23 protein-coding genes are annotated in these 24,333 nt (G+C 37.9%); 6 read left to right on the top strand and 17 right to left on the bottom strand.

All coding sequences use genetic code 11. The annotated features are described in order from the left end of the window. Nucleotides 1-65 precede the first annotated feature (65 nt). Genes smpB through LZF87_RS12175 form a run of 3 tightly spaced genes read right to left on the bottom strand, consistent with a single transcriptional unit; the run spans nucleotide 66 to nucleotide 1,578 of the window. Nucleotides 66-518, bottom strand: coding sequence for an SsrA-binding protein SmpB (smpB, locus tag LZF87_RS12185; RefSeq protein WP_023574883.1), 453 nt, complete (start codon nucleotides 516-518; stop codon nucleotides 66-68). Between the two features lie 42 nt (nucleotides 519-560). Next, nucleotides 561-1,013 carry a SixA phosphatase family protein gene (locus LZF87_RS12180; protein WP_244339330.1) on the bottom strand — a complete coding sequence of 151 codons (453 nt, stop codon included), beginning with the start codon at nucleotides 1,011-1,013 and terminating at the stop codon, nucleotides 561-563. Nucleotides 1,014-1,023: 10 nt separating this feature from the next. Beyond that, nucleotides 1,024-1,578 carry a GNAT family N-acetyltransferase gene (locus LZF87_RS12175; protein ID WP_244339328.1) on the bottom strand — a complete coding sequence of 185 codons (555 nt, stop codon included), beginning with the start codon at nucleotides 1,576-1,578 and terminating at the stop codon, nucleotides 1,024-1,026. A 121-nt stretch (nucleotides 1,579-1,699) separates the two neighbouring features. Here LZF87_RS12175 and LZF87_RS12170 point away from each other — a divergent pair, with 121 nt between their 5' ends. Together LZF87_RS12170 and LZF87_RS12165 are read left to right on the top strand one after the other, a co-directional pair. After that, nucleotides 1,700-1,984, top strand: a complete 285-nt coding sequence (locus LZF87_RS12170) for a hypothetical protein (RefSeq protein ID WP_244339327.1) — start codon at nucleotides 1,700-1,702, stop codon at nucleotides 1,982-1,984. Nucleotides 1,985-2,301: 317 nt separating this feature from the next. Continuing rightward, the gene (locus LZF87_RS12165) at nucleotides 2,302-2,838 is read left to right on the top strand and encodes a hypothetical protein (RefSeq protein WP_244339326.1); all 537 of its coding nucleotides are present in this window, start codon (nucleotides 2,302-2,304) and stop codon (nucleotides 2,836-2,838) included. Between the two features lie 63 nt (nucleotides 2,839-2,901). Here LZF87_RS12165 and LZF87_RS12160 read toward each other — a convergent pair whose 3' ends face one another. Further along, nucleotides 2,902-4,146, bottom strand: a complete 1,245-nt coding sequence (locus LZF87_RS12160; RefSeq protein ID WP_244339325.1) for an MFS transporter — start codon at nucleotides 4,144-4,146, stop codon at nucleotides 2,902-2,904. Nucleotides 4,147-4,307: 161 nt separating this feature from the next. Here LZF87_RS12160 and LZF87_RS12155 point away from each other — a divergent pair, with 161 nt between their 5' ends. Further along, nucleotides 4,308-4,733 (top strand): hypothetical protein, encoded by a 426-nt coding sequence (locus LZF87_RS12155; RefSeq protein WP_244339323.1) that lies wholly within the window; start codon nucleotides 4,308-4,310, stop codon nucleotides 4,731-4,733. Between the two features lie 202 nt (nucleotides 4,734-4,935). On the opposite strand, the gene clpB is transcribed toward LZF87_RS12155, so the two are convergent. After that, nucleotides 4,936-7,539 carry an ATP-dependent chaperone ClpB gene (gene clpB, locus LZF87_RS12150; RefSeq protein WP_244339321.1) on the bottom strand — a complete coding sequence of 868 codons (2,604 nt, stop codon included), beginning with the start codon at nucleotides 7,537-7,539 and terminating at the stop codon, nucleotides 4,936-4,938. Between the two features lie 152 nt (nucleotides 7,540-7,691). Between clpB and ytxJ the strand changes: the two genes are divergently transcribed. Further along, the gene (gene ytxJ / locus LZF87_RS12145) at nucleotides 7,692-8,078 is read left to right on the top strand and encodes a bacillithiol system redox-active protein YtxJ (RefSeq protein WP_244339319.1); all 387 of its coding nucleotides are present in this window, start codon (nucleotides 7,692-7,694) and stop codon (nucleotides 8,076-8,078) included. 33 nt (nucleotides 8,079-8,111) lie between these two features. Here the strand turns inward: ytxJ and argH are convergent, their stop codons facing one another. The 12 genes from argH to fahA all read right to left on the bottom strand — a co-directional run bounded on the left by argH (nucleotide 8,112) and on the right by fahA (nucleotide 21,763). Continuing rightward, a complete protein-coding gene (gene argH, locus LZF87_RS12140; protein WP_244339317.1) occupies nucleotides 8,112-9,392 on the bottom strand; it encodes an argininosuccinate lyase in 1,281 nt (426 codons plus the stop codon). An 11-nt stretch (nucleotides 9,393-9,403) separates the two neighbouring features. Next, nucleotides 9,404-10,477: a M20 family metallo-hydrolase gene (locus LZF87_RS12135; protein WP_244339315.1), complete on the bottom strand. Its 1,074-nt coding sequence runs from the start codon at nucleotides 10,475-10,477 to the stop codon at nucleotides 9,404-9,406. A 4-nt stretch (nucleotides 10,478-10,481) separates the two neighbouring features. Continuing rightward, a complete protein-coding gene (argB, locus tag LZF87_RS12130) occupies nucleotides 10,482-11,267 on the bottom strand; it encodes an acetylglutamate kinase (RefSeq protein ID WP_244339313.1) in 786 nt (261 codons plus the stop codon). Next, on the bottom strand, nucleotides 11,257-12,210 hold the full coding sequence (locus tag LZF87_RS12125) for an N-acetylornithine carbamoyltransferase (RefSeq protein WP_244339311.1): 954 nt from the start codon (nucleotides 12,208-12,210) through the stop codon (nucleotides 11,257-11,259). Before LZF87_RS12125 ends, argB begins: the two co-directional genes overlap by 11 nt. Then, the gene (locus tag LZF87_RS12120) at nucleotides 12,207-13,343 is read right to left on the bottom strand and encodes an aspartate aminotransferase family protein (RefSeq protein ID WP_244339309.1); all 1,137 of its coding nucleotides are present in this window, start codon (nucleotides 13,341-13,343) and stop codon (nucleotides 12,207-12,209) included. Before LZF87_RS12120 ends, LZF87_RS12125 begins: the two co-directional genes overlap by 4 nt. 11 nt (nucleotides 13,344-13,354) lie before the next feature. Beyond that, nucleotides 13,355-14,332, bottom strand: a complete 978-nt coding sequence (gene argC / locus LZF87_RS12115) for an N-acetyl-gamma-glutamyl-phosphate reductase (protein WP_244339307.1) — start codon at nucleotides 14,330-14,332, stop codon at nucleotides 13,355-13,357. After that, entirely contained in the window at nucleotides 14,325-15,563 is a 1,239-nt protein-coding gene (gene argG / locus LZF87_RS12110; RefSeq protein ID WP_244339305.1) for an argininosuccinate synthase, read from the bottom strand. The genes argC and argG overlap by 8 nt, the downstream gene beginning before the upstream one ends. Nucleotides 15,564-15,567: 4 nt before the next feature. Next, nucleotides 15,568-16,185 (bottom strand): GNAT family N-acetyltransferase, encoded by a 618-nt coding sequence (locus tag LZF87_RS12105; protein WP_244339303.1) that lies wholly within the window; start codon nucleotides 16,183-16,185, stop codon nucleotides 15,568-15,570. A gap of 464 nt (nucleotides 16,186-16,649) precedes the next feature. Continuing rightward, on the bottom strand, nucleotides 16,650-18,125 hold the full coding sequence (locus LZF87_RS12100; protein ID WP_244339302.1) for an N-acetylmuramoyl-L-alanine amidase: 1,476 nt from the start codon (nucleotides 18,123-18,125) through the stop codon (nucleotides 16,650-16,652). A gap of 3 nt (nucleotides 18,126-18,128) precedes the next feature. Beyond that, the gene (locus LZF87_RS12095) at nucleotides 18,129-18,980 is read right to left on the bottom strand and encodes a hypothetical protein (protein WP_244339301.1); all 852 of its coding nucleotides are present in this window, start codon (nucleotides 18,978-18,980) and stop codon (nucleotides 18,129-18,131) included. A gap of 131 nt (nucleotides 18,981-19,111) precedes the next feature. After that, nucleotides 19,112-20,299 (bottom strand): hypothetical protein, encoded by a 1,188-nt coding sequence (locus LZF87_RS12090; RefSeq protein ID WP_244339300.1) that lies wholly within the window; start codon nucleotides 20,297-20,299, stop codon nucleotides 19,112-19,114. Nucleotides 20,300-20,479: 180 nt separating this feature from the next. After that, complete coding sequence (gene fahA / locus LZF87_RS12085; protein WP_244339299.1) at nucleotides 20,480-21,763, bottom strand: fumarylacetoacetase; 1,284 nt, start codon at nucleotides 21,761-21,763, stop codon at nucleotides 20,480-20,482. Between the two features lie 111 nt (nucleotides 21,764-21,874). Here fahA and glyA point away from each other — a divergent pair, with 111 nt between their 5' ends. Both glyA and LZF87_RS12075 read left to right on the top strand, forming a co-directional pair. Next, nucleotides 21,875-23,149 (top strand): serine hydroxymethyltransferase, encoded by a 1,275-nt coding sequence (glyA, locus tag LZF87_RS12080; RefSeq protein ID WP_244339297.1) that lies wholly within the window; start codon nucleotides 21,875-21,877, stop codon nucleotides 23,147-23,149. Between the two features lie 431 nt (nucleotides 23,150-23,580). Next, a complete protein-coding gene (locus tag LZF87_RS12075; RefSeq protein ID WP_244339296.1) occupies nucleotides 23,581-24,249 on the top strand; it encodes an FAD-binding oxidoreductase in 669 nt (222 codons plus the stop codon). Nucleotides 24,250-24,333 lie beyond the last annotated feature (84 nt).

The following is a 24,333-nucleotide window of genomic DNA, read 5'->3' as shown; positions in this document are numbered from 1 at the left end:
TTGTTTAAGTTTACACCAATTTAAGAAAAATATTATAAATATTTGTAAAGTGTTGAAAATTAAAGTTAGAATGACTTTTTTACACGGTCTAAATCCCGTTTTACGTCGCGGTCTTTTATAGTGTCGCGCTTGTCGTAATTTTTCTTACCTCGGCATAGCGCAATGTCCAGTTTTGCTAATCCTTTCTCGTTAGTAAAAAGACGAAGAGGGATGATGGTCAGTCCTTTGTTCTGAACACTTTTTAAAAGTCCTCTGAGCTCACGTTTGTTTAAAAGTAATTTACGTTCGCTTTTTGCTTTATGATTGTAGTGTGTTCCGTAAAGGTATTCCTCTATATGTGAGTTGATTACAAAAAGTTCAGTTCCGTGGAATTCGCAAAAACTTTCGGCAATTCCTGCCTTACCCAATCGGATGGATTTTATTTCGGTTCCGGTCAGTACAATTCCAGCCGTGTATTTTTCGAGTATTTCATAATCGAATTTGGCTCTTTTATTAAGTATGTTGACCGTTTTTAGCATAGGTTGACAAATGTAAGAACAAAATGAAGAAAGTACAATAGTTTAAGGCAATTTCAGTAATTGGTGGGTAATAGTTTCTCCAGTGATAGTTATGATATAAAGATTTCCGTAAATATTTTCGTCAATATCCTCATATATGTTTCGGTTAATCAATCTGTTGGCAATAACGGGAATGGTATTCATATGTCCGACCACTAAAACATTTTTTCCAAAACAGTCCTGTTTGAATTGTTCTGAATCGAATAGCCTTGAACTGTATTTTGTGATTTCTTTTTTGCTTTCACGGGCCGTTGGAGTAACCGTTTGGATTGTTCGAAGGTAATCGGTGCTGTAAATCATATCAAAATCTATTTCCGAAAATATCCTGCGCCAGTTTTCAGCGCGATTCAAACCGGCTTGGGTCAAACCAGGGTTGCTCAAATCAGCTCTTTTTTCAGCATGACGGATGAGATAAATTACCGTGGATTGCTGAAGCGGTTGTATTGATTTTTCCATGGAGCAAATTTTAATCGTTTCGGTTTAGTAGCGAATACACATAACTGTCAAGGTATTTTCCCTGCCAGTAACAGTCTTCTTTGAAATGGCCTTCACGGATAAATCCGTTTTTCTCTAAAAGTTTCCATGAAGCAAAATTTTCCGGATCGGTTATGGCTTCTATAGAATGCAGCTTCATTTCATTAAAACCATATTTAATGATTTCTGTGAGCGCTTCCTGCATTATACCTTTACCGTGGTAGTCTTTTGAAAGCATATAGCCCAATTCTGCTCTGTGGTTTTCGGGCTGCATCCTGAAATAACCTATGTTTCCAATCAGGTGATTATCTTCTTTCAGGCAAATGGCCCAATTGATACATTCGTTACTTTCCAAAAGTCCCTGCATGTATTCGATATGCGTAATTGCATCATCAATCGTTTTTGGAAGTTCTCTCGGAATATATTTCATGATTTCCGGATTTGACCGCAAAGCAAACATTTCGGGGGCATCTTCATTGGTAATCTGGCGTAGAATTAAGCGTTTGGTTGTTATGACGGGAAATACGGTGAAATCGAAAGTAATCATATTTTATAAGAGTTGATTTGTTTTTAGAATAACAGAAGAAAATTACTAAAAAAAATATCATTTATTCTTTCTTTTAAGAAAAATTATTAAATTAGAGAACCAAAACTAACTTGTTAATATTATGGATGACAATTTTGAAGTTATAGACAAAGAAAGAATCAGTTCATTAACCTTTCCGAATACGGATGTACTTGATGGAGATAAAGAAGCAATCAAACAGCGAAAAGAAGAATTAGACAGGGCGCTTACTTTGGGGAATTTGGAACACCATAAAATTAAGATTTATTTTGAAGATGATAAGTCAAAAAAAATGGTTGATACAACTATTTGGGGCTTGGCAGAAGAAAGGATAATCTTAAAGCAGGGGGTCGTAATCCCGATTAACAGAATTTACAAAACAGTTTAAGCTATCATGTGATAGCTTTTTTTATGAAAAATAATAATAATTACGTTGGCATAATTATAACATAACTTACAGATAAATTTAACACGCCAACCTTCTTTAAACACTTAACTTTACTCTGTTAAACTCCAAAACTACCTATACCGGATTCTTGTGTGGAAGGTTAAATGTCCATACAAATAGAATTGGTTACTAATGCAAGTATTGTATTTTTTGAATCAAAGTAGCGTACATCTTTTAACAAAAAGGGGAAGTAAATGGTAAGCCTTAGAATTGATACGTTATTCATCAATAAATTACTTAATCAAAAATCGAGCATTATGAAATCAATCATTTATTTATTAGTTAGTGTAGCCTTCGCATTTACGGGCTATTCACAGGTTAAGACAACTTCGGTGCCGGCAGAAGGAACTATGGAAACCAAAAAATTGCCGGAGATGGTAATTAAAAGAGCTGGAAACGATTTTTCGGTTTATCTTCCGGAATATGAAAATCAGGATGAAAAAATCAAAAGTCTGCAAGAAGCTTTTATAGCTTATGATTTAGGTAAAGACTATGAAGGTCACGAAAATTATTTGGTGACCATGAAAGTTAAAGACGGTTCACTTGCAGCAACTTATGACGAAAGTGGTAAATTAATGAGTGTTGTTGAAAAATACAACAACGTTAAACTTCCATCAGCCGTTATTTATAATATTTATAAAACTTATCCTGGTTGGAAAATCGTTAATGATAAGTATTTATATTCTCAAGAAGATGGAGATATAAAGAAAAAACAATATAATGTACAGCTTGCCAAGGGGAATGAAACCAAAAAAATTGTGGTAAACTCTAAAGGTGATATTCTAAAAGGTTAGATAACCGATAGTGTGATTTAAAATATATATAAAAAAAAGTGGTCTTTCTAAGACCGCTTTTTTTTATTCATTGAAATCCAAATCCTTATTATGCGTTTCCTCTATTGTCATAGTAGCATAAATGGCTAGCCCGAAAGCCATGCATCCGACTAAAGCTGCTGCCATAATTACGCCACTATTTATTTTAAGATTGTCAAAAGCAATCAGCATTACCGGAAGGAGTCCACGTACCATATTCGGAATGGTAGTCGTAGCTGTACTTCTGATATTTGTACCGAACTGCTCTGACCCGACGGTTACGAACATTGCCCAATATCCGGTTCCGAGTCCAAGCCATGCGCAGTAAAAATAATATGCGTTTTCAGATTTTGCACCGTGAAAGAGCAGCAGTGAAACTCCGATTAGTGTAAAGATCATCATATATAAAATGGCTTTCTTTCTGGAATGGAGCCAATGCGAAATAAATCCACTGGCAAAATCACCGACTGAAATTCCAACATAGGCCCACATAATAGCTTTTCCGGGCACAATGGAAGTGATCCCCATAACAGGAGCAAACTGATTGGCCATCATAGCCAAGATTCCGATACAAAACCAGGTAGGCAATCCAATGGCAATGCATTTCATGTATTTAACAAAACGATTCCAGTTGGTAAAGAAGGAAATGAAATTTCCCTTTTTTATTGAATCGGAATGTTTTATGTTCTTGTAAATTCCGGATTCCACAACGCTTACACGAAGAAACAGCAGCATCAGTCCCAAACCTCCTCCGATAAAGTAGGCGATCGTCCATTCGCCGGCCAATTCCACGGTTAATTGTGCCACAACAGCTCCTAATAATCCGAAACCGGCGACTATCGATGTTCCCATGGCTCGTAGTTGTTTGGGTAAAGATTCTGAAACCAAGGTAATTCCCGCACCTAATTCGCCAGCTAGGCCAATTCCGGCAATAAAGCGTAGTAAGGCATAGATTGTAGTCTTATTTTCAAAAGGCATTTGTGGTAAAAAACCACAAGCAATATTAGCGATGGAATAAACCAGGATTGAGCCGAAAAGCACAGAAAGTCTTCCTTTTTTATCTCCTAGAATTCCCCAGAGAATACCTCCTAACAATAATCCCGTCATCTGATAATTTAGAATCAATGTTCCGGCAGTGTCAACATCTAAATTCAGGTCTTTCAGGCTGGGTACTCTTACGATTCCGAATAAAAGCAAATCATAAATATCAACGAAATAACCCAAAGCAGCTACTATTACAGGGAATGAGAAAAGATGCTTCAGTTTTTCATCAAGGGTAAACTCTTTCATTTTGGTTTTCTGATTAGGGCTTCAAAAATAGAAAAATAAATGAGTTTACGTTTTTTATTGTTTTTAGATTAGATATTTGTCAGAATAAAGTATTGATTTTGTGGAATATTCACTAAATTAGTATTACGTTTTAGGTAATAATTTTTAAAACAAGCAAAATTATGGGATCATTTAATAAACTAATTCTAGCATTTGTACTTTTATTCAGTTTAACTGTTTTAAGTCAGACCACTAAACCTAAGAATCAGACCGATAAGAGTAAAGTGGTTACGAAAAAACTCTATACCGAAAAAGAGGTTGAAAAAATCCGGAAGAATTACCAGAAAGAGGTAAAAACTATCGGTATGTCGGCTGAAGTGCAAAAAAAGTATGCTAAGATTATCAACAATTATACTACGAAGTTAAGTTATATTAACAAAGACAGAACCAAAACAAAAGAACAGTATAGAGCAAGTGTTGACAGAATCGTCCGAGAGCAGAATTCCAAAATTCAAAAAATATTAACCCCAACTCAATATAAAAGGCATTTGATTATTTACAATCCGATTTGGGAAAGTGCCAAGTACCGTATTGAGCACTCAAAATAATTTTTTAAGGATTTTACGTATGCTTGTCTTGTTGATATAAGGCAATAATGTATCGTAACTATTTTTCTTAAGTTAAATTGAAAGCAAGATGTTTACTTTGTGGCAGTACGCAAAGTCTTGATTATTCAATTCTTTTAAATGAAAATCCCTGATAGTTTAAACTGTCAGGGATTTTTATTGATAAACGTACCGTGTGTCAATTTTACTCGTCAGTGTCTATATGGTTTCTGAAAACCAATTGTCCGTCAAAACAATCCAATAAGATGTTGCTGTCGGTTGAAACTTTACCGGATAGGATCTCTTTAGATAATTCGTTAAGAACCTCTTTCTGAATCACTCGTTTTACAGGTCTCGCCCCAAATTGTGGATCATATCCTTTTTCTGAGAGATAGGCAATTGCTTCCGGTGTGGCCTCCATCGTGATGTGTTGGTGTGCCACCATTTTGATTACATTTTTAAGCTGCAAAAGCACAATTTTCCCGATGTCCTCACTGTTTAACGGAGTAAACATTACAATTTCATCAATACGATTGATAAATTCCGGACGAACCGTTTCTTTTAACAAACCTAAAACTTCTGTTTTAGCAGCTTCTGTAGCGGCTTCAACTCCGCCTTTCAGATTTTCGAATTTTTCCTGGATGATGGCGCTTCCCATATTGGAAGTCATAATAATAATCGTGTTTTTGAAATCTGCCAGACGACCTTTATTATCTGTTAAGCGTCCTTCGTCCAACACCTGCAGTAAGATGTTGAATGTGTCCGGATGTGCTTTTTCAATTTCATCCAATAACACTACGGAATAAGGTTTGCGTCGAACGGCTTCAGTTAGCTGACCACCTTCATCATATCCTACATACCCCGGAGGTGCTCCCACCAAACGGCTTACACTGTGACGTTCCTGATATTCACTCATGTCGATGCGCGTCATCGCATTTTCATCATCGAATAAATATTCAGCCAAAGCTTTTGCTAATTCCGTTTTACCAACACCGGTGCTTCCCAAGAAAAGGAAGGATCCTATAGGTTTTTTTGGGTCTTGTAAACCAGCACGACTGCGGCGAACAGCATCACTGATTGCCTGAATTGCTTCTTCCTGACCAACAACACGGTGATGCAATTCGTCTTCCAGTTTCAGTAATTTTTCACGTTCACTCTGTAGCATTTTTGTTACTGGAACTCCAGTCCATTTGGCTACGACTTCGGCAATATCTTCGTGAGTTACTTCTTCTTTTATCAGCGATTTTTCAGATTGGTTCTCCTGCAATTGTTTTTGAAGACCATCCAGTTTTTCCTGAGCTTCCTTGATTTTTCCGTAACGGATTTCGGCAACTTTACCGTAATCTCCGTCGCGTTCGGCACGTTCGGCTTCTGCTTTGAAATCTTCAATCTGTTGTTTTACGTTCTGAATATTGTCAACAACATCTTTTTCCGATTTCCATTTGGTAAAAATTACATTGCGTTCTTCTTTCAGGTTAGCCAGATCCATGCCGAGAACCTTTACTTTATTCTCGTCATTCTCACGTTTAATGGCTTCGATTTCGATTTCCAGTTGCATGATCTTTCTGTCCAGAACATCCAGTTCTTCGGGTTTGGAGTTGATTTCCATTCGAAGTTTTGATGCTGCTTCGTCCATTAAGTCAATTGCTTTGTCCGGTAAGAAACGGTTAGTAATGTAACGTTGGGATAATTCCACCGCCGCAATTATAGCCTCGTCTTTGATACGTACTTTGTGATGTGTTTCATACTTTTCTTTGATACCACGTAAAATAGAAATAGCACTTTCCGTATCCGGTTCGTCTATCATTACTTTTTGGAAACGACGTTCCAACGCTTTGTCTTTTTCGAAGTATTTCTGATACTCGTCAAGCGTAGTGGCTCCAATGGCTCTTAATTCTCCTCGGGCCAAAGCCGGTTTTAGGATGTTAGCGGCATCCATCGCGCCTTCGCCACCGCCTGCACCCACTAAAGTGTGGATTTCGTCAATAAAAAGTACTATATCACCTTCAGCGGAAGTAACTTCTTTTACCACAGATTTTAAACGTTCCTCAAATTCACCTTTGTATTTTGCACCGGCTATCAATGCTCCCATATCTAAGGAAAAAACGATTTTGTCTTTCAGGTTTTCCGGAACGTCACCAGCTATGATTCTGTGTGCTAATCCTTCGGCAATAGCGGTTTTACCCACACCGGGTTCACCGATCAACATTGGGTTGTTTTTTGTTCTTCGGGTTAAAATCTGCAAAACGCGTCTAATTTCCTCATCACGTCCAATAACTGGGTCCAATTTCCCGGTTCGAGCTAATTCGTTGAGGTTTTTGGCGTATTTGTTTAAGGCATTGTACATTTCTTCGGCAGATGCTGAGGTTACTCGTTCTCCTTTACGGATTTCAGCAATGGCTGCTTCCAGTTCTTTTTCGGTAACTCCCTGATCTTTCAAAATTTGGGCAACTTTACTTCTCGATTTGAAAATAGCTAGAATCAAATGCTCGATGGAAACATATTCATCGTTCATTTTTTTAGCAATATTCGTAGCTTCCAAAAGAGTGTTGTTAGCTTCTCTGGATAACATTATGTCTCCGCCAGACACCTTAGGGAAACTCTGAATGGTGCTGTCCAGAATCTGTTTGAACAGATTTAGGTTTACATTCAGTTTTTTCAAAATGAAAGGAGTTACGTTTTCATCCACTTCAAGTATTCCCTTGAAAAAGTGTTCGTTTTCAAGCTGTTGTTGCCCGAAGCCCTGCGCAATTTGTTGCGCCTGTTGAATTGCTTCCTGCGATTTGATTGTAAAATTATTTAAGTTCATAGTGTTAAAAACTATTTATCGTTGTGTAATTGTTTTAGATTTGCATAGCTATGGACAATTTGTGTTCCAATGTTAAAATCAGGACAAAATGACTTGTTTTTTGCTTTTTCGGAAATAAAACCAAGACAAAATGTCGTAAAATCAGACAAAAAATGAGTTTTATCAAAAATATATTCGGTAGTGTAAGTGATGAAAGCCTTCAGTCAAAAATGGATTGGGTTTCACTTACCGATTTGGAACAACTAAATGAAATATCGGATTTGTCACATGAAAATCCGGTTGTAATCTTCAAACACAGTACGCGTTGCAGTATCAGCAGAATGGCGTTAAAACAGTTTGAAAACGAATTTGATTCGAAGGATAAAGTTACACCATATTTTTTGGATTTACTCAATCACCGGGAAGTTTCGAATGAGATTGCTTCCTTGTTCGGAGTGGTTCATCAGTCGCCGCAAATGATAGTTGTTAAAGAAGGGAAAGCGGTTCATGATGCTTCGCACAGCGATATAGCCGCGGAAGATTTGAAAAGATTCGTATAAACAAAAAAAGCTGTAGAAATACAGCTTTTTTTGTTAGTAACAGGTTTCCATTTTTTCTATTATTTCTTTCAGGCATAAATTATTGATACTGCCTTCATGGGTATGATTGGTAGTTGCCGGAATTTCAAATGTCCCGTTTTCAATCTGTTCGGCAACCATTTTGTAGGCATCTCTAAAGGGAATGCCACGCACCACCATTTCGTTGATAGTATCTACAGTAAAAGAATACTTGTATTTCGGATCATCAAAAATGCCTTCTTTCACTTTAATGTCTTTGATGGCATAATGCGTCATTTCCAAACAGGATTTAAGGTTTTCGATGGCCGGAAATAAACCTTCTTTTAACAACTGAAAATCCCTGTGGTAACCGCTCGGAAGATTATTCGTTAACAAGGTCAGTTCATAAGGCAAACTTTGTATTTTATTTGATTTCCCTCTGATCAGTTCAAAAATATCCGGGTTTTTCTTGTGAGGCATGATGCTCGAACCGGTCGTTAAATGCTCAGGCAGGGAGATGAAATCGAAATTCTGACTCAGATACAAACAAACATCCATAGCCAGTTTCGATAAAGTTCCGGCAACACTGCTCATGGCAAAAGCCATTGTTTTCTCCGATTTTCCTCTGCTCATTTGGGCTGCTACCACATTATATTTCATCGTTGTAAAACCCAGCGCTTCAGTGGTGAATGTTCTGTTGATAGGGAAGGAGCTTCCATAGCCGGCAGCCGAGCCTAACGGATTCTGATCAACAACCTGTAAGGCAGCATTTAACATGGTAACATCGTCAATCAGACTTTCGGCATACGCAGAAAACCACAATCCGAAAGAGGACGGCATGGCAACCTGTAAGTGTGTGTAACCCGGAAGCAACACATCTTTGTTTTTCTCAGCCAGTTCCATCAGTAAATCAAAAAGTTTCTTGATGAGGTTTTTAATGGTGATGATTTCATCTTTCAGATACAAATGAACATCGACCAAAACCTGGTCGTTTCTGGAACGCGCCGTGTGGATTTTCTTTCCGGTATCGCCCAGTTTTTCAATCAGCAGGTATTCGATTTTGGAATGAATGTCTTCAAAATTATTTTCTATGGTAAAATTTTCATTTTCAATTTTTGATAGTAGTTCATTTAAAGAAATACATAAACTGTTTGCTTCTTCTTGTGAGAGCAAATTTGTCTCCGCCAGCATCTTTGCATGAGCGATGGAACCCAAAATATCGTATTTGGCTAAAACGGTATCCAACTCCCTGTCGTTTCCAACCGTGAACTGTTCTATTTTTTTATCGGTGGCAATGCCTTTTTCCCAAAGTTTCATAGTATTTTCTTTTAATTCTGGAGAAGGAAACCCGAAAGTATTTTAATGTACAATTCGATACCTTCCGCAATTTCATTAATGAATATAAACTCGTCAGCAGAGTGTGAACGCAGGGAATTTCCTGGTCCTAATTTCAGTGACTGACAACTTAAAACGGATTGGTCGGAAAGCGTTGGTGAGCCGTAAGTGGTTCTTCCCAAGTTAATTCCGCTTTGTACCAGTTTGTGGTTTTTATCGATGGAAGAGGAGCGAAGATGCAACGAACGCGGTTTGACTTCCGCATCGATATTTTCGGTTACAACCTTTAAAATCTCTTCATTGGAATAACAATCATTAACTCGAATATCGACAACCAAATGGCATTCTGAAGGAACAACATTATGCTGTTTTCCGGCATTGATTTGAGTTACGGTCATCTTTACCGGACCTAAATTTTCGGATACTTTTTCAAAGAAATAAGTATTAAACCAATTAATTAAATTAACTGATTTATGAATCGGGTTATCAAAATTTTGATGCGCTGCATGACTTGCTGTTCCTTTAACGGTTACATCCAAAACCAGTAAGCCTTTTTCCGCTATTGCCAATTGCATTTCGGTCGGCTCTCCAACGATGGCACAATCCAATTCCGGAAGGTGTTTCAGTACACTATTCAATCCGTTTGGACCGCTGCTTTCTTCTTCGGCTGAAGCCACAATAACTATGTTGTGCGACAGATTTTCCATCGCATAAAAATGAACGAACGTTGCCAGAAGCGAAACCAGACAACCGCCCGCATCGTTACTTCCCAAACCAAATAATTTGCTGCCTTCTTCAATTGCCGTGAACGGATCCAACGTATATCCCAGATTCGGTTTAACGGTATCGTGATGCGAATTCAAAAGCAAGGTCGGTTTTGCGTCGTCAAAATGAAGGTTGTATGCCCAGATATTGTTGTTTTCCCTCTCAAAAGGAATATTGTTGTTTTTAAACCAGTTTTCAATTAAAAGCGCAGTTTGGTCTTCTTCACTTGAAAAGGAAGGAGTTTCAATTAGCTTTTTTAGCAGACTGATGGCTTCTTGTGTCAAATTTTCAATGTTTTTCATGGGCTTATAATTGAATGATAGTGTGGATTGAATTTTTATTTCCGATAAACGAATGGTGACTGATAACTACTTTTTTGACTCCTTTTTCCAAAGCTTCAAAACAGTTATTTAGTTTTGGAATCATTCCGGAGTGGATGGAACCTGTTTTACTTAAATCATCATATTTCTCTCCTGTTAAAATCGCAATTACTGAAGCATCATCCTCAGAATTCATCAAAACACCATTTTTTTCAAAGCAGTAACATAATTCCACGTCGTAATAGGGTGTCAGAGCAATCGCGATTTCACCCGCGATAGTGTCGGCATTGGTATTTAATAACTGTCCGTTTCCGTCATGGGTAATGGCGCAACAAACCGGAAGAATGTCGTTTTCTAAAAGTGTTTTCAATAACTGATGATTTACCGAAACGATATCTCCGGCAAACCCAAAATCAACAGTGTCTTTTTTTCTCTTTTCGGATAGAATTAGATTGCCGTCGGCACCAGTAAACCCAATGGCTGTTGTTCCAAACGTATTTAGCTGAGCTACAATTTTTTTATTAAGCAATCCGGCATAGGTCATCACCACTACATCCAACATCGAAGCATCAGTGATTCTTCTTCCATCAATCATTTGTGGTGTTAAACCTAATTTTTCGGCTAGTTTACTGGCTTCCTTTCCGCCACCGTGTACCAATATTTTTGGACCGTCAATATTTGAAAATGCCAGTAAGACTTCAGAAAGTGCTTTGGCATCGTCTATCACGTTTCCTCCAATTTTTACTATCGTTATTTTGGGTTTACTTACCATGATGTTCTAATATTTGGGTTAGAATTGCCTGAGTAGCAAAGGTTCTGTTATTTGCCTGATCGATAACAATCGAACTGTCGCCATCCAAAACTGCATCGTTCACAATCTGATTTCTTCTCACCGGAAGGCAATGCATGAATTTGGCGTTATTGGTCAGTCGCATTTTTTCTGAAGTGATAGTCCACGAAGTGTCTTGCGAATTGATTTGCCCATAATCGTTATAATTGCTCCAGTTTTTGGCATAGATGAAATCAGCATCCTTAAACGCTTCGTCTTGGTTATGAATTATTTTGCTGTCTCCGGTAATTTCAGGATTCAGTTCATAACCTTTCGGATGTGTAATTACGAATTCAACATCGGACAACTGCATCATTTTTACGAATGAATTCGGAACCGCATGCGGCAAGGCTTTCGGGTGCGGTGCCCAGGTCAAAACCACTTTCGGTCTTTTTTTAGTTTTGAATTCCGAAATAGTCAGGATATCAGCGACTGCCTGCAACGGGTGTTCCGTAGCGCCCTCCAGACTGATAACCGGCACCGACGCATATTTTTTGAACGAATTAATCACCTGTTCTTCTTCGTCTTGCACTTTGTCAGTTAAAGTCGGAAAACTTCTGATGGCGATAATGTCGCAGTATTGTGAAATTACCTGAGCGGCTTCCTTTATGTGTTCAGCCTTGTTTCCGTTCATGATGGCTCCGTCTTCAAATTCCAGGTTCCAACCATCATTGTTGAGGTTCATCACTATGGTATTCATGCCAAGATTGGTTGCCGCTTTTTGGGTACTCAATCTGGTTCTTAAACTCGGATTAAAGAATAATAACCCGATGGTTTTATTTTCTCCTAATGTTTTATTTTCATAAGGCGCCGATTTAATTTGTTTTGCCAAAAGCAAAAGTTCATTTAAATCCTGTATATCGTTAACTGATGTGAAATGTTTCATGATAAATTGTGTAAAGCGTTTTTTAATCCGCTAGTGAAAAAATCAATGTTTTCTTTCGTGATGGAAAGCGGCGGAAGGATTCTCAATAGATTTTTCTGTGAAGCGCTTCCGGTGAAAATACGTTCGTTATGAATCAGTTTTTTGCGTAATTCATTCACGTCAAAATCAAATTCCAGTCCGAGCATCAATCCTTTACCCTTTATTTTTTTGATTTGCGGAAACTGCTGTATCTGCTGTATGAAATAAGCTGTAGTTTCGTTTACATTGTTTAGCAGATTTTCCTTTACCATCGTTTCCAAAACCGAAAGAGCGGCAGCACAAGCCAGATGATTTCCTCCGAAAGTTGTTCCCAATAATCCGTGGGAAGACTTGAATTTCGGACTGATCAGAATGCCGCCAATCGGAAAACCATTACCCATTCCTTTTGCCATCGAAATAATATCCGGCTGGATGCCATGATGCTGATGCGCGAAAAACTTCCCCGATCTGCCGTAACCGCTTTGGATTTCATCTAAAATAAAAATCACATTGTTGTCGTTGCAGATTTTTTCCAACTGTTGAAAGAATCCAGTTGTGCCTTCATCCAATCCTCCAACTCCCTGGATTCCTTCAATAATTACGGCGCAAACATCATTTTTGGCAATTTCATTTTCCACCAGTCCGATTTCGTTTAACGGAAGAAAAACAACTTCATGGTTCTTGTTCAATGGAGCTACAATAGAAGGATTGTCTGTTACCGCTACAGATGCCGATGTTCTGCCGTGAAATGATTTTTTGAATGCGATAATTTTTGACTTTTTGTTGTGGAAAGAAGCCAGTTTCAGTGCGTTCTCATTGGCTTCCGCACCGGAGTTGCACAGGAACAGGGAATAATCGGGATAACCAGAAAGTTTAGTTAATTTTTTTGCCAATTGTTCCTGAATCGGATTTACAATCGAATTGGAATAAAAACCGATTTTATTAACCTGTTCAGTGATAGCTTTCACATAGGCAGGATGTGAATGACCAATGGAAATCACGCCGTGGCCTCCATAGAAATCAAGATATTCCTGATTGTTTTCGTCCCAGACTTTAGCTCCTAAAGCTTTGGTTGGGGTAATGTTGTATATCGGATAAACGTCAAATAAACTCATAGTCGTAAATTTTAAAAATTGCCTGATTTTAGTTGTAAACCTGTTTTTTCTTCCAATCCAAACATCAGGTTCATGTTTTGGATTGCCTGACCCGAAGCGCCCTTCACCAGATTGTCAATGATGGAGGTAACCAACAGATAATCGTCTTTTTTCATCAGACTGATATTGCATTTGTTGGTTTGCACCACTTGTTTCAGATGAATGGCTTCGGTAGTCACATTCACAAAAGGTTCATCTTGAAAATAGCTTTCATACAGTTTCGTAATTTCCTCCAACGACTTTTCCGTTTTTGTGTAAAGCGTGGCAAAAATTCCTCTGGTGAAATCTCCGCGATTCGGGATAAATAAAACCTCCTGATCAAAACCGTTTTGTGTTTGTTTCAGACTCTGAATGATTTCACCCAAATGCTGATGTTCAAAAGCTTTGTAATGCGACATGTTGTTGTTTCTCCAACTGTGATGCGTGGTTTCCGATGGTTGCACGCCTGCGCCGGTACTGCCCGTAGTCGCATTTACATGAATGGCATCTTTCAACAGATTGTTTTCCGCCAGAGGAAGTAAAGCCAACTGGATTGCCGTAGCGAAACAGCCCGGATTGGCAATGAATTGCGCATTTTTGATTTGCGGTTTATTCATTTCCGGAAGTCCGTATATAAATTCACAATCATTGAAAACCGCATCATTTTTCAATCTGAAATCGTTTCCTAAATCTATTATTTTGGTTTGGGGTGAAAATCTATTCTCCGTTAGAAACGACTTGGACTTTCCATGACCCAGACACAGGAAAACAATATTCACGTTTGGATTGATTGTGTCCGTGAAATTTAAATCGGTTTCACCCAATAAATCCTGATGAACAGTTGCAATAGGTTTCCCCGAATTGGTGGTGCTGTAGACAAAATCAATGACAGCTTTGGGATGATTCAACAACAATCTCAGTAATTCACCCGCGGTATACCCCGATCCCCCTATAATTCCGATGTTAATCATAATTCAAATCGTTTACTTGTGAATAAATCATTTGCGCGTTACCAAGAATCTTGATGAATCCTTTGGCGTCATCGGCTGTCCAGGCATTGTTCATTTCGCCGTACTGTCCGAATTGCGTGTTCATCAGATCATTTTCCGATTCGATTCCGTCCAATGAAAAATGGTATGGCTTCAGGGCTACGGTTACTTTTCCGTTTACGGTCGTTTGTGTGTCGGCCAGGAATGTTTCTATGTTTCTCATCACCGGATCTAAAAACTGTCCTTCGTGAAATAACATTCCGTACCAATTACCCAATTGTTCTTTCCAGTATTGTTGCCATTTTGATAAGACGTGTTTCTCCAAAAGATGATGTGCTTTGATAATAATCAGCGGGGCAGCAGCTTCAAAACCGACTCTTCCTTTAATACCGATGATAGTGTCACCAACATGAATATCCCTTCCGATAGCAAAAGCATTTGCCATGTTTTCAAGGATGATAATGTTTTGCGACGGGGATTTTTTTTCGCCGTTGATACTGATGAGTTCGCCCTTTTCAAATTCCAAAACAACTTTTTCGGGCGTATCTTTTTGCAATTGCGACGGATAAGCCTCTTCCGGTAAAGGAAGGTGAGAGGTTAACGTTTCTTTTCCGCCCACACTGGTGCCCCAAATTCCTTTGTTGATGGAATACTGCGCCTTTTCCCAGGAATAGCTCACGCCGTTTTGCTGTAAAAATTCCACTTCTTCCTGTCTGGATAATTTTAAGTCCCTGATAGGCGTAATGATTTCAATTTCAGGAGCGATGGTTTTGAAAATCATGTCAAATCTTATCTGGTCATTTCCTGCACCAGTACTTCCGTGAGCGATTGCAGATGCTCCCATTGATTTTGCATATCTGATGACTTCCAAAGCCTGAAAAACCCTTTCGGCGCTAACAGAAAGCGGGTAGGTGTTGTTTTTTAAAACGTTTCCGAAAATCAGGTACTTGATGGCTTTCTCATAGTATTTTTCTATGATATCTAAATTAGTGTGCTGAGCACTTCCTAATTCGTAAGCTCTTTCTTCGATAGCGGTTAATTCTTCTTCCGAAAAACCACCGGTGTTGACTAAAACGGTATGTACTTCAAATCCGTTCTTGATTAAATATTTTAAACAGTATGAGGTGTCTAATCCGCCGCTGTATGCTAAAACTACTTTTGTACTCACAGTTTTTATATTGTTGTTTTCGTGTTCGTGAATCTTCGATTTCATTTTATTATTTTTTTAGGAAAAGTGCCTGTTTGATGCTTTTTAAACGTGCCAGCACTTTTTGATTAAAGGTGTATTCTTCTTTTTGATTTTTCTTTTCCTTTGGGTCATATAACATTCCGGTGCAAAGGCACATTTTGTTTTCTTTGCGCTGAAGAATGTCATAGTTCGTACAGGTTTTGCAGCCTGCCCAAAAACTTGGGTCATCGGTTAATTCTGAAAAAGGAACCGGACGATAACCTAATTCCGAGTTGATTTTCATGACTGCCAAACCCGTTGTAATTCCGAATATTTTGGCGCTTGGATATTTTTTCTGCGAATAATCAAATACAAACGATTTGATTTTTTTAGCCAAGCCCAAATGACGAAAATCAGGATGAACAATTAGGCCGGAATGCGCCACGAACTTGCCGTGTTCCCAACTCTCGATATAGCAAAAACCTGCAAATTTTTCATCGACTAGCGCAATGACCGCCTCTTGCTGATCAATCTTTTTTCTGATGTATTCAGGAGTACGTTTTGCAATCCCGGTACCTCTTTGAAGCGCGGAAGTATGAATGGTGTCACAAATCAACTGTGCAAAATCATAATGCTCTTTTTGAGCGACAGCAATGGTTATATTCATTTTAAAACAATGATGAATAATTGATTAATAGATAAAAAAGAAAATAGGGATGAGGAGGGAACAAGACGCACTTGTTCCAAATAGGAAGACAGCAGACCTTACGGCCGGATTGTAATAGTTACAAACGGATGAGAATGTGTAAAAAGGTTAAGACCTGATAGTCCTAAAAAAAATGCAAATTGTTCCAAAACGGGAAAAATGAGAAATGAAAAAATAATTGAAAAACTCGGGTACTAGAATGTCGACCGCTCTGACCGTGAAGTAAGGGTCAGCGTTTTCCGTGTAGATAGGTTACTATGTAACTTTGTTTTTTTCATTGCTGCAAATGTATAGAAATTAAAAATATAAATGCAAATAAAAATGTTTAAAAAATGAAAAAATATAAAATATGTTATTGATTTACAGTTTATTAATAAAAAAAAATCCGAAGCCGTAACTTCGGATTTCACAGTTGAAAAAGGATTTTATTGCTTAATTAATTTCCTGGTGTATTCTTGATCATCAATTTGAATTCTGGCGAAATACACTCCATTTGCTAAATGACCAATGTCAATTTTTTGGACTAATTCATTTTCGTTAGATTGAATTAGAGCTTCACAAACGACTTTACCGTTAGAATTAAACAGAAAGTATTCAATTCTTTTATTCTTCACGTTGTTTATTATCAAATATAAAATTCCGCGATTTGGATTTGGACTCACAAAAATTTCCGTTTTGACAGTATTTGAGTCCATTTCGTTATTTTCTACAGCACTCTTTGCAGAACAATTAATAGCGGTTACGGTTTGTGTTCCGTTGGAATTAGTAACCGAACCTTCACTGTTTTTAGCTTTGATGTAATAGGTGTACGTTGATCCGGCCGAAATGAGATACGTATTTGCAAACGTTGTTGCAGTTAGAATCGATGCATAAAGGTTACCGTTCCTGTAAATGTCATAACTTGTTGCATTTGGCGATGTTGTCCACGATAAATTAATGGTACTGGTTGTTCCTCCGCATGTAGGTGCAGCCGTAAGTGTGAAATTTCCTGGGGGACAGGTTAGTGCAGTTGCAGTTAATGTTCCGTTAGAATTGTTTGTCGTACCGGTTGCGTTTTTTGCTTTAAGCGAATAAGTATAATTTGTTCCGCTGGTTATGTACGTATTGAGAAATTGATTTCCGGTTATATTGCTCGCATACAAGGCTCCATTTCTGTAAATGTCAAACGACGTCGCATTGGCGGAAGTTGTCCATGTTAATTTAATCTGGCTTGTCGAACCGTTGCATTCCGGTGTAGCTGTTAAAATGAAAGAACTCGGGAGGGGAGTAGAACAGGTGACATTCAAATTAGTCTTCAGAGAGTTGAAATAGGAAAGCGCAAAAGTGTCTCTCCATGTTGAACTTGTCAGTTTTGTTGCGTCTACCGAATCCACGAAGCCAATTTCATTCAGACACCCAATAGCAGAAGAATATTTTAAAACCCCCAAATGATAGGCGAGGAAACTGTTATCTTCCACGCATCGTCTGTTGTTCCAGGAACCGTTTGTGGACATGTCTGTTTGGATTTTTTGTGCAAAAGCGATATCTGGTGGGGTGTCGGTATCACTGTCAGTACAATAAAAAGTTTCTGTGCCGGTTCCGCCTCCCGCATTGCAGTGAATACTTAATAAACGGTCGGCATTCCAGTTGTTGGCCATTTGAGCTCTTTGCGTTACGGAAATCCAACTGTTTAAATTCGTGGTACGCGTCATTTGAACCGTCCATGAGGTACAGGAATTTTGGATTAATGCTTTTGTTCTCAGACCGACTTCCAAGGCTGTTTCTATTTCCGCTGCCGTTCTGCCATCCGGATTGTCACTAGCGGTTGCTCCATAACCATGTCCTGGATCGATAATAACTATCTGTGCTTTTGCCGTGAAAGAAATCAAAACGACAAAAAGTAGTTTTACTATGTTTTTCATGGCTTATAGTTTTAGTTCAGAAACATAAATTTTACCGGTTTTGTCATCGGAAAACATAACTTTATTGTCCCCGTAAAAGCAAGGAAACATTTCGTAATTGTCTTTAGTGTCGGTCAGTTTTTTTGATTTACGGGATTCGACTTCAAACAAATACAAATCGGAATTGCTCACCGAATGCCCATCTTTGCTTTCATCTATAAATCCAATCAAATATTTGTCGTCCTGTGACCATGAAGTAGCAATTCCGGTTCCGATTTTTATGCCTGCACTTTTTCCATCGACATCATAAATATAAATATCGGCTCCCTTGTGAACGGCTACTTTTTTTCCGTTGTGCGATAAAATGGCGTTATAAAATTGCCCTTCATCATTGGTAACTACCCAACTTTTTTGGGTTTCCAAATTTTTGGCTTCAATTTTTAAGGAGAAAAGATTGGTGTAAACCACTGTTTTGTTTTCTTCAAATCCTTTAAATGAAGGGAGCCAGTTAGGATTTGTTCCATTTTGCTTCATTAATTTTTTGGATTTAATATCGTAAGCAGTAATTACCGCATGAGAATGGTAATCTGCTTTGTTCTTTTCCCGAAAATAAAAAGTCGAACTGTTTTGATTCCATGAATAGGCATAACCACTGCCATTCTGATTTGAAATTTTTTTGACCTTGTTTTCTTTGACGTTCAAGAGATACACTCCCTTATTTTGTTCTTTTGTCAGTAATACAAATTTACCGTCCGGCGAAACTATGGGATTACTGAAAGATTCTTTTACCGGAAACGGTTTTGGTTGTTCCAGCTTTTGCGCCTGAATTGTTAAGCAACTAATCAATGTGGCGGCGAATACTACTTGTGTTTTCATATAAAATAGTTTAAAACACTAAAGTAGTATTTGTATGACAAAATTGAAAGAAAAAACTTATATTTTATGAAAAATGAATAAAAAAAACTTCCATTACGGAAGTTTTTTACTGAGTAAGTATAACGGAATATCTATTGTCGTCTGAATTTATTCCGAGTAATAATATTTTTCATTTTCGCTTTCAAATCCTCCCCGGAATCATATACCATTTGGTCATTCGTAGGGAAAGCTACTGCTTTTGCGTTGAAATAAGACAAATAGTTTTCATCACATGCGCGTTTGTCACCGTTGTAATTGGCATAAATGTGTTCGAAAACGAACTCGCTTGCAAGAGGAAACGTTTCTATCAACTGGTTGGTTTTAAAATCTATATAGTCAATTTTTGCAGTGACCTGACAGGCTTTAAACTGTCGGAATTCATAAATATTAGCGGTAATCATTTTAAAATTATCTACTTTAATGGGATGACCTAAACTGTCTTTAACCACATTTCCATTAGCATCAAGTAACGTTTTAGTTCCGTCCTTTATCTGCTTTTCTTTGATGAATTCCTTTTCTTTAATCTGCTCCGGAGAAATATTGATCTGACGGAAGTTCACAATTAATCCGTAATCATAATTGATTCCTTTTTGACGGTTGCTGTGGTAAACGGTCCATTTGTCATTTAAACCAAACGTGCTGAAATCCAGTAAGTCGTTTTGCAATTGACCGGGGATAACCATATTGGTTTCGTTTTTAGTAAATACACTAACGTAATCTGTTCCTCTGAACTGAGCTTCGTCTATTAATTTCTTTACATCTTTATAACCTGGATTGATGCTTTCCAGATAATTAAAATCGTCATAAGCTTTGCGGCAGCTCATCTTATCTTTTGACTGAAGAAGTAATTTCGAGTTGTCATAAAGATATTTTGACAGGGCATTTTTACTGCTGATAATCTGGTCAGAATAATTACCAAAATCAAAAGCAGCATTTCTGTGTTCTCCAATCAGGTATAACGGTAATAGGGGTCTGATTTTTTCCTGACGGTTGTTTAAGCCTAAATATAAATTATGAATTTTTTCAAGATTGGCCGGATTCGCATCCTTTGCCAACATTTCGATATCCCTTAAATCGCGTTCTTTGGCTTTTGCAAATGCTTCTTCCATCAGAAACACATAATCTTGCTTTCCTTTTGCGTTTTTGTTGGTTCGTAACGCATCCACGGCATTGTTAATGGCACCATCGTAGTTGCCACCACTCAACATACTTTGCGTATGGTTTACGCCGCAGGAAAAAATAAATAACAATAATAGGACTAAAGTGTAAATTTTATTCATAAACCGTAAATTTCAGCAAAAATATAATTTTTTAGAAGCTAATCCCGCTGTCCACTATATCTTTTTGTTTTGTTCAAAAAAACAAAACAAAAAGGATGCCGTTTCCATCGGGGCTAAGCCGGATTTAATGTACAGGCAAAAAAAACTCCGAAGGCTTAATTTCGGAGCTTATTGATTTTTTTATTTAGTGGTAATTGGAGGAAGCAATTTACTGGAAACTTCTCCAAATCCGATGCGGACATTACCATTTTGACAGTACCCACGCATAATTACGGTGTCACCGTCATTAATGAATTTACGCTCTGAACCGTCTTTCATTTTAAGTGGTTTTTGTCCGCCCCAGGTCAATTCCAACATCGACCCAAAGCTGTCTTCTGTCGTTCCGGAAATAGTGCCGGAACCCATCATGTCACCCGAGTTAATTCGGCATCCGTTAATGGTATGGTGAGCCAACTGCTGGCTCATTGTCCAATACATATATTTGAAATTGGATTTACATACTAAGGTTTCTTCGCTGTCTTCCGGAGCAATGGATACCGCAAGATTAATGTCGAATGCGTGATCACCGGTTTGCTGTAAATAAGGAAGTGGTTTCGGTTCTTGCTTAGGAGAAGCAGTTCTGAATGGCTCTAATGCATCCAATGTTACAATCCATGGAGAAATGGATGAGGCAAAGTTTTTTGCCAGGAATGGTCCAAGCGGTACATATTCCCATTTTTGGATATCACGAGCACTCCAGTCGTTCAATAAAACCATTCCGAAAATATAATCTTCTGCTTCTGTCAATGGGATGTTTTCACCCATAATGTTAGCATCAGTAGTAATAAAAGCAGTTTCCAATTCGAAATCCACTAAACGGGAAGGACCGAATACAGGCTGCGTTTCTCCGTTTGGTAATGTTTGGCCCATTGGTCGGTGTACCGGAATCCCTGAAGGGACAATAGTTGAACTTCTTCCGTGGTAACCAACAGGAATGTGTAACCAGTTAGGCAATAATGCATTTTCCGGATCCCGGAACATCTTACCAACATTGGTTGCGTGTTCTTTACTCGAATAGAAATCGGTATAATCTCCGATATGAACCGGCAATTGCATTTCCACATCATCAATATTGAAAACAACCACATCGCGGTGTGATTTATTGTCTCTTAAAGTTGCATTGGTTTCGTCAAAAATATCTGCAAGACGGTTACGTACCTGTCTCCAGGTTTTTTTACCATCTCCGATAAAGTCGTTCAGCGTGTCCTGCATGAACATATCGTCTGTCAAATCAATACCTTCAAAGTACCCTAGTTGCTGTAAAGCGCCCATATCGATGGCAAAATCACCAATTCGGGTTCCGATGGTAACTACATCTTCTTTAGTGATAAAAACACCGAAAGGAATATTCTGAATAGGAAAATCACTGTTTTCAGGTACATGTAACCATGATTTTCTATTGGGATCGTTTGCTGTAATTGCCATGATATAGTGTTTTTTGTATGTTCATATTTTGATACATCAAATATACTTGGTATTGTGATTTTACCAAACACTTTTCGTATTTTTGAACTCCATTTAACAAAATAATTGAAAATGCAACGCGACGAACAAATTTTCGACTTAATTCTTGAAGAACAAGACAGACAAATCCACGGATTGGAACTTATTGCATCTGAGAACTTTGTAAGCGACCAAGTAATGGAAGCAGCTGGTTCGGTACTAACCAATAAATATGCAGAAGGCTATCCTGGAAAAAGATATTATGGTGGATGTGAGGTAGTGGATGTTATCGAGCAAATTGCCATCGACAGAGCAAAAGCTTTATTCGGAGCTGAGTATGTAAACGTACAACCGCATTCAGGTTCTCAGGCAAATTCAGCTGTTCTTGCAGCGTGTTTGAAACCTGGTGATAAAATTTTAGGTTTCGATTTATCTCACGGTGGTCATTTGACACATGGTTCTCCAGTAAACTTTTCAGGTAAATTATACCAGACAACTTTTTACGGAGTAGAGAAAGAGACTGGTCGTTTGAATTATGATATCATTCAGGAGATCGCTACTAAAGAACAGCCTAAATTAATCATCGCGGGTGCTTCAGCTTATTCCCGTGACATGGATTTCAAACGTTTCCGTGAAATCGCTGATTCTGTTGGCGCTATTTTAATGGCAGACATTGCACACCCTGCAGGTTTAATTGCCAAAGGATTAATGAATGATCCTGTTCCTCATTGCCATATTATCACGACAACTACACACAAAACATTACGCGGACCAAGAGGCGGAATGATCATGATGGGTAAAGATTTCGAAAACCCTTGGGGCTTAACAACTCCGAAAGGCGAAATCAGAATGATGTCACACATATTGGATATGTCGGTTTTCCCTGGAAATCAAGGTGGACCATTGGAACACATCATCGCTGCTAAAGCAGTTGCTTTCGGTGAGGCGTTAACAGATGAGTTTTTCCGTTATGCAATGCAGGTTCAGAAAAATGCCAAAGCGATGGCGGAAGCTTTCGTAAAAAGAGGCTACAACATCATTTCTGGCGGAACTGATAACCATATGATGCTGATCGATTTGAGAAACAAAAACATTTCAGGTAAAGAAGCTGAAAATGCTTTGGTAAAAGCAGATATTACGGTTAACAAAAATATGGTTCCGTTTGATGATAAATCTCCTTTCGTGACTTCAGGAATACGTGTGGGAACTCCGGCAATCACAACCCGTGGTCTGGTTGAATCAGATATGGAAACGATTGTTGATATGATTGACAGAGTAATCATGAACCATACTAACGAGGAAGTTTTAGAACAAATTGGTGAAGAGGTTTACGATATGATGAGCGAGCGAGCGATGTTTGTATTCTAATTCAAGATTTACATATAAAGATAAAAATCCCTCAAATGAGGGATTTTTTTATGTCCTTATATTTCTCTATCTAAATCAATTACCCTCTAAAAAAGATGTGTTTCTAGAATGAAAAATATATAAGTTATTAGTTAATCAAAGTTGGAAGACTTTGCGTAGCTGTATCAAATCTTCTTATTGAAGTAAAATCATGACCCTATGTGTAACCTTTTCTTTTCAGACCTACTCTAATATAGTATTAGGTCAAACTCATTTGAGACAGTTTAAAATAGGAATAAATATGAAATATCAATTTAGATTAAGTAATTAAACCTAATTTTAGGTGTTATGCCAATCGTTACAGGGTTCGTTAAATTCATAAATTTATTAAACAATTTGGAATATTATACTCATGAATTTGGTAAATTTATAAGTAATATAATACATTCAAAATGAATAAACATATCGTTAAAATAATAGAGGCGCATTTCATTACCCATGATGTTAAGCGTTTTGTTGTTGAAAAACCTACGGGTTATGATTTTATTCCGGGACAGGCAACCGATGTTTCTCTAAACATTCCTGGTTGGGAAAAGAAATTGCGGCCTTTTACTTTTACTTGTTTAAGGGAACAAAATTATCTTGAATTTATGATAAAGATTTACACTGATCATGAAGGAGTAACAAACATGCTGGGGCGTATGAATGCAGGAGCAGAACTGATTCTTCATGATGTTTTTGGTGCAATCCAATATAAGGGGCCTGGAGTTTTTATTGCCGCAGGAGCCGGTATAACCCCTTTTGTTTCCATATTTCGGGACCTTTTTATAAAAGGACAGCTGAAGGGCAACAGTTTAATTTACTCCAATAAAACATCTTCTGATGTAATCATGGAAGGGGAGTTGCAATTCATGCTTAAAAATGATTTTATTAGAATATTTACGCGCGAAAATGTTATCGGATTTGCCGGGCGGAGAATTGACCGCAATTTCCTTATTGAAAATATTGGTGACTTTGGGCAACATTTTTATTTGTGTGGTCCTGATGAATTTGTAAAAAACATTAAACAACATTTACTCAACCTGGGTGCCACTGCGGAAACGGTTGTGTTTGAAAAGTAAAGCTTTGATGGTTTATTAGTTGCCAAGATCGAAAAGTCTCTGACTTTGCTGAGTTGTTTACTATATGATGAGCGAACGTGCTAT

Source organism: Flavobacterium enshiense (assembly GCF_022836875.1).
Taxonomy (GTDB): domain Bacteria; phylum Bacteroidota; class Bacteroidia; order Flavobacteriales; family Flavobacteriaceae; genus Flavobacterium; species Flavobacterium enshiense_A.
Note: the sequence above shows the minus strand (reverse complement) of the source record. Positions and strands in the feature narration are given on the sequence as shown.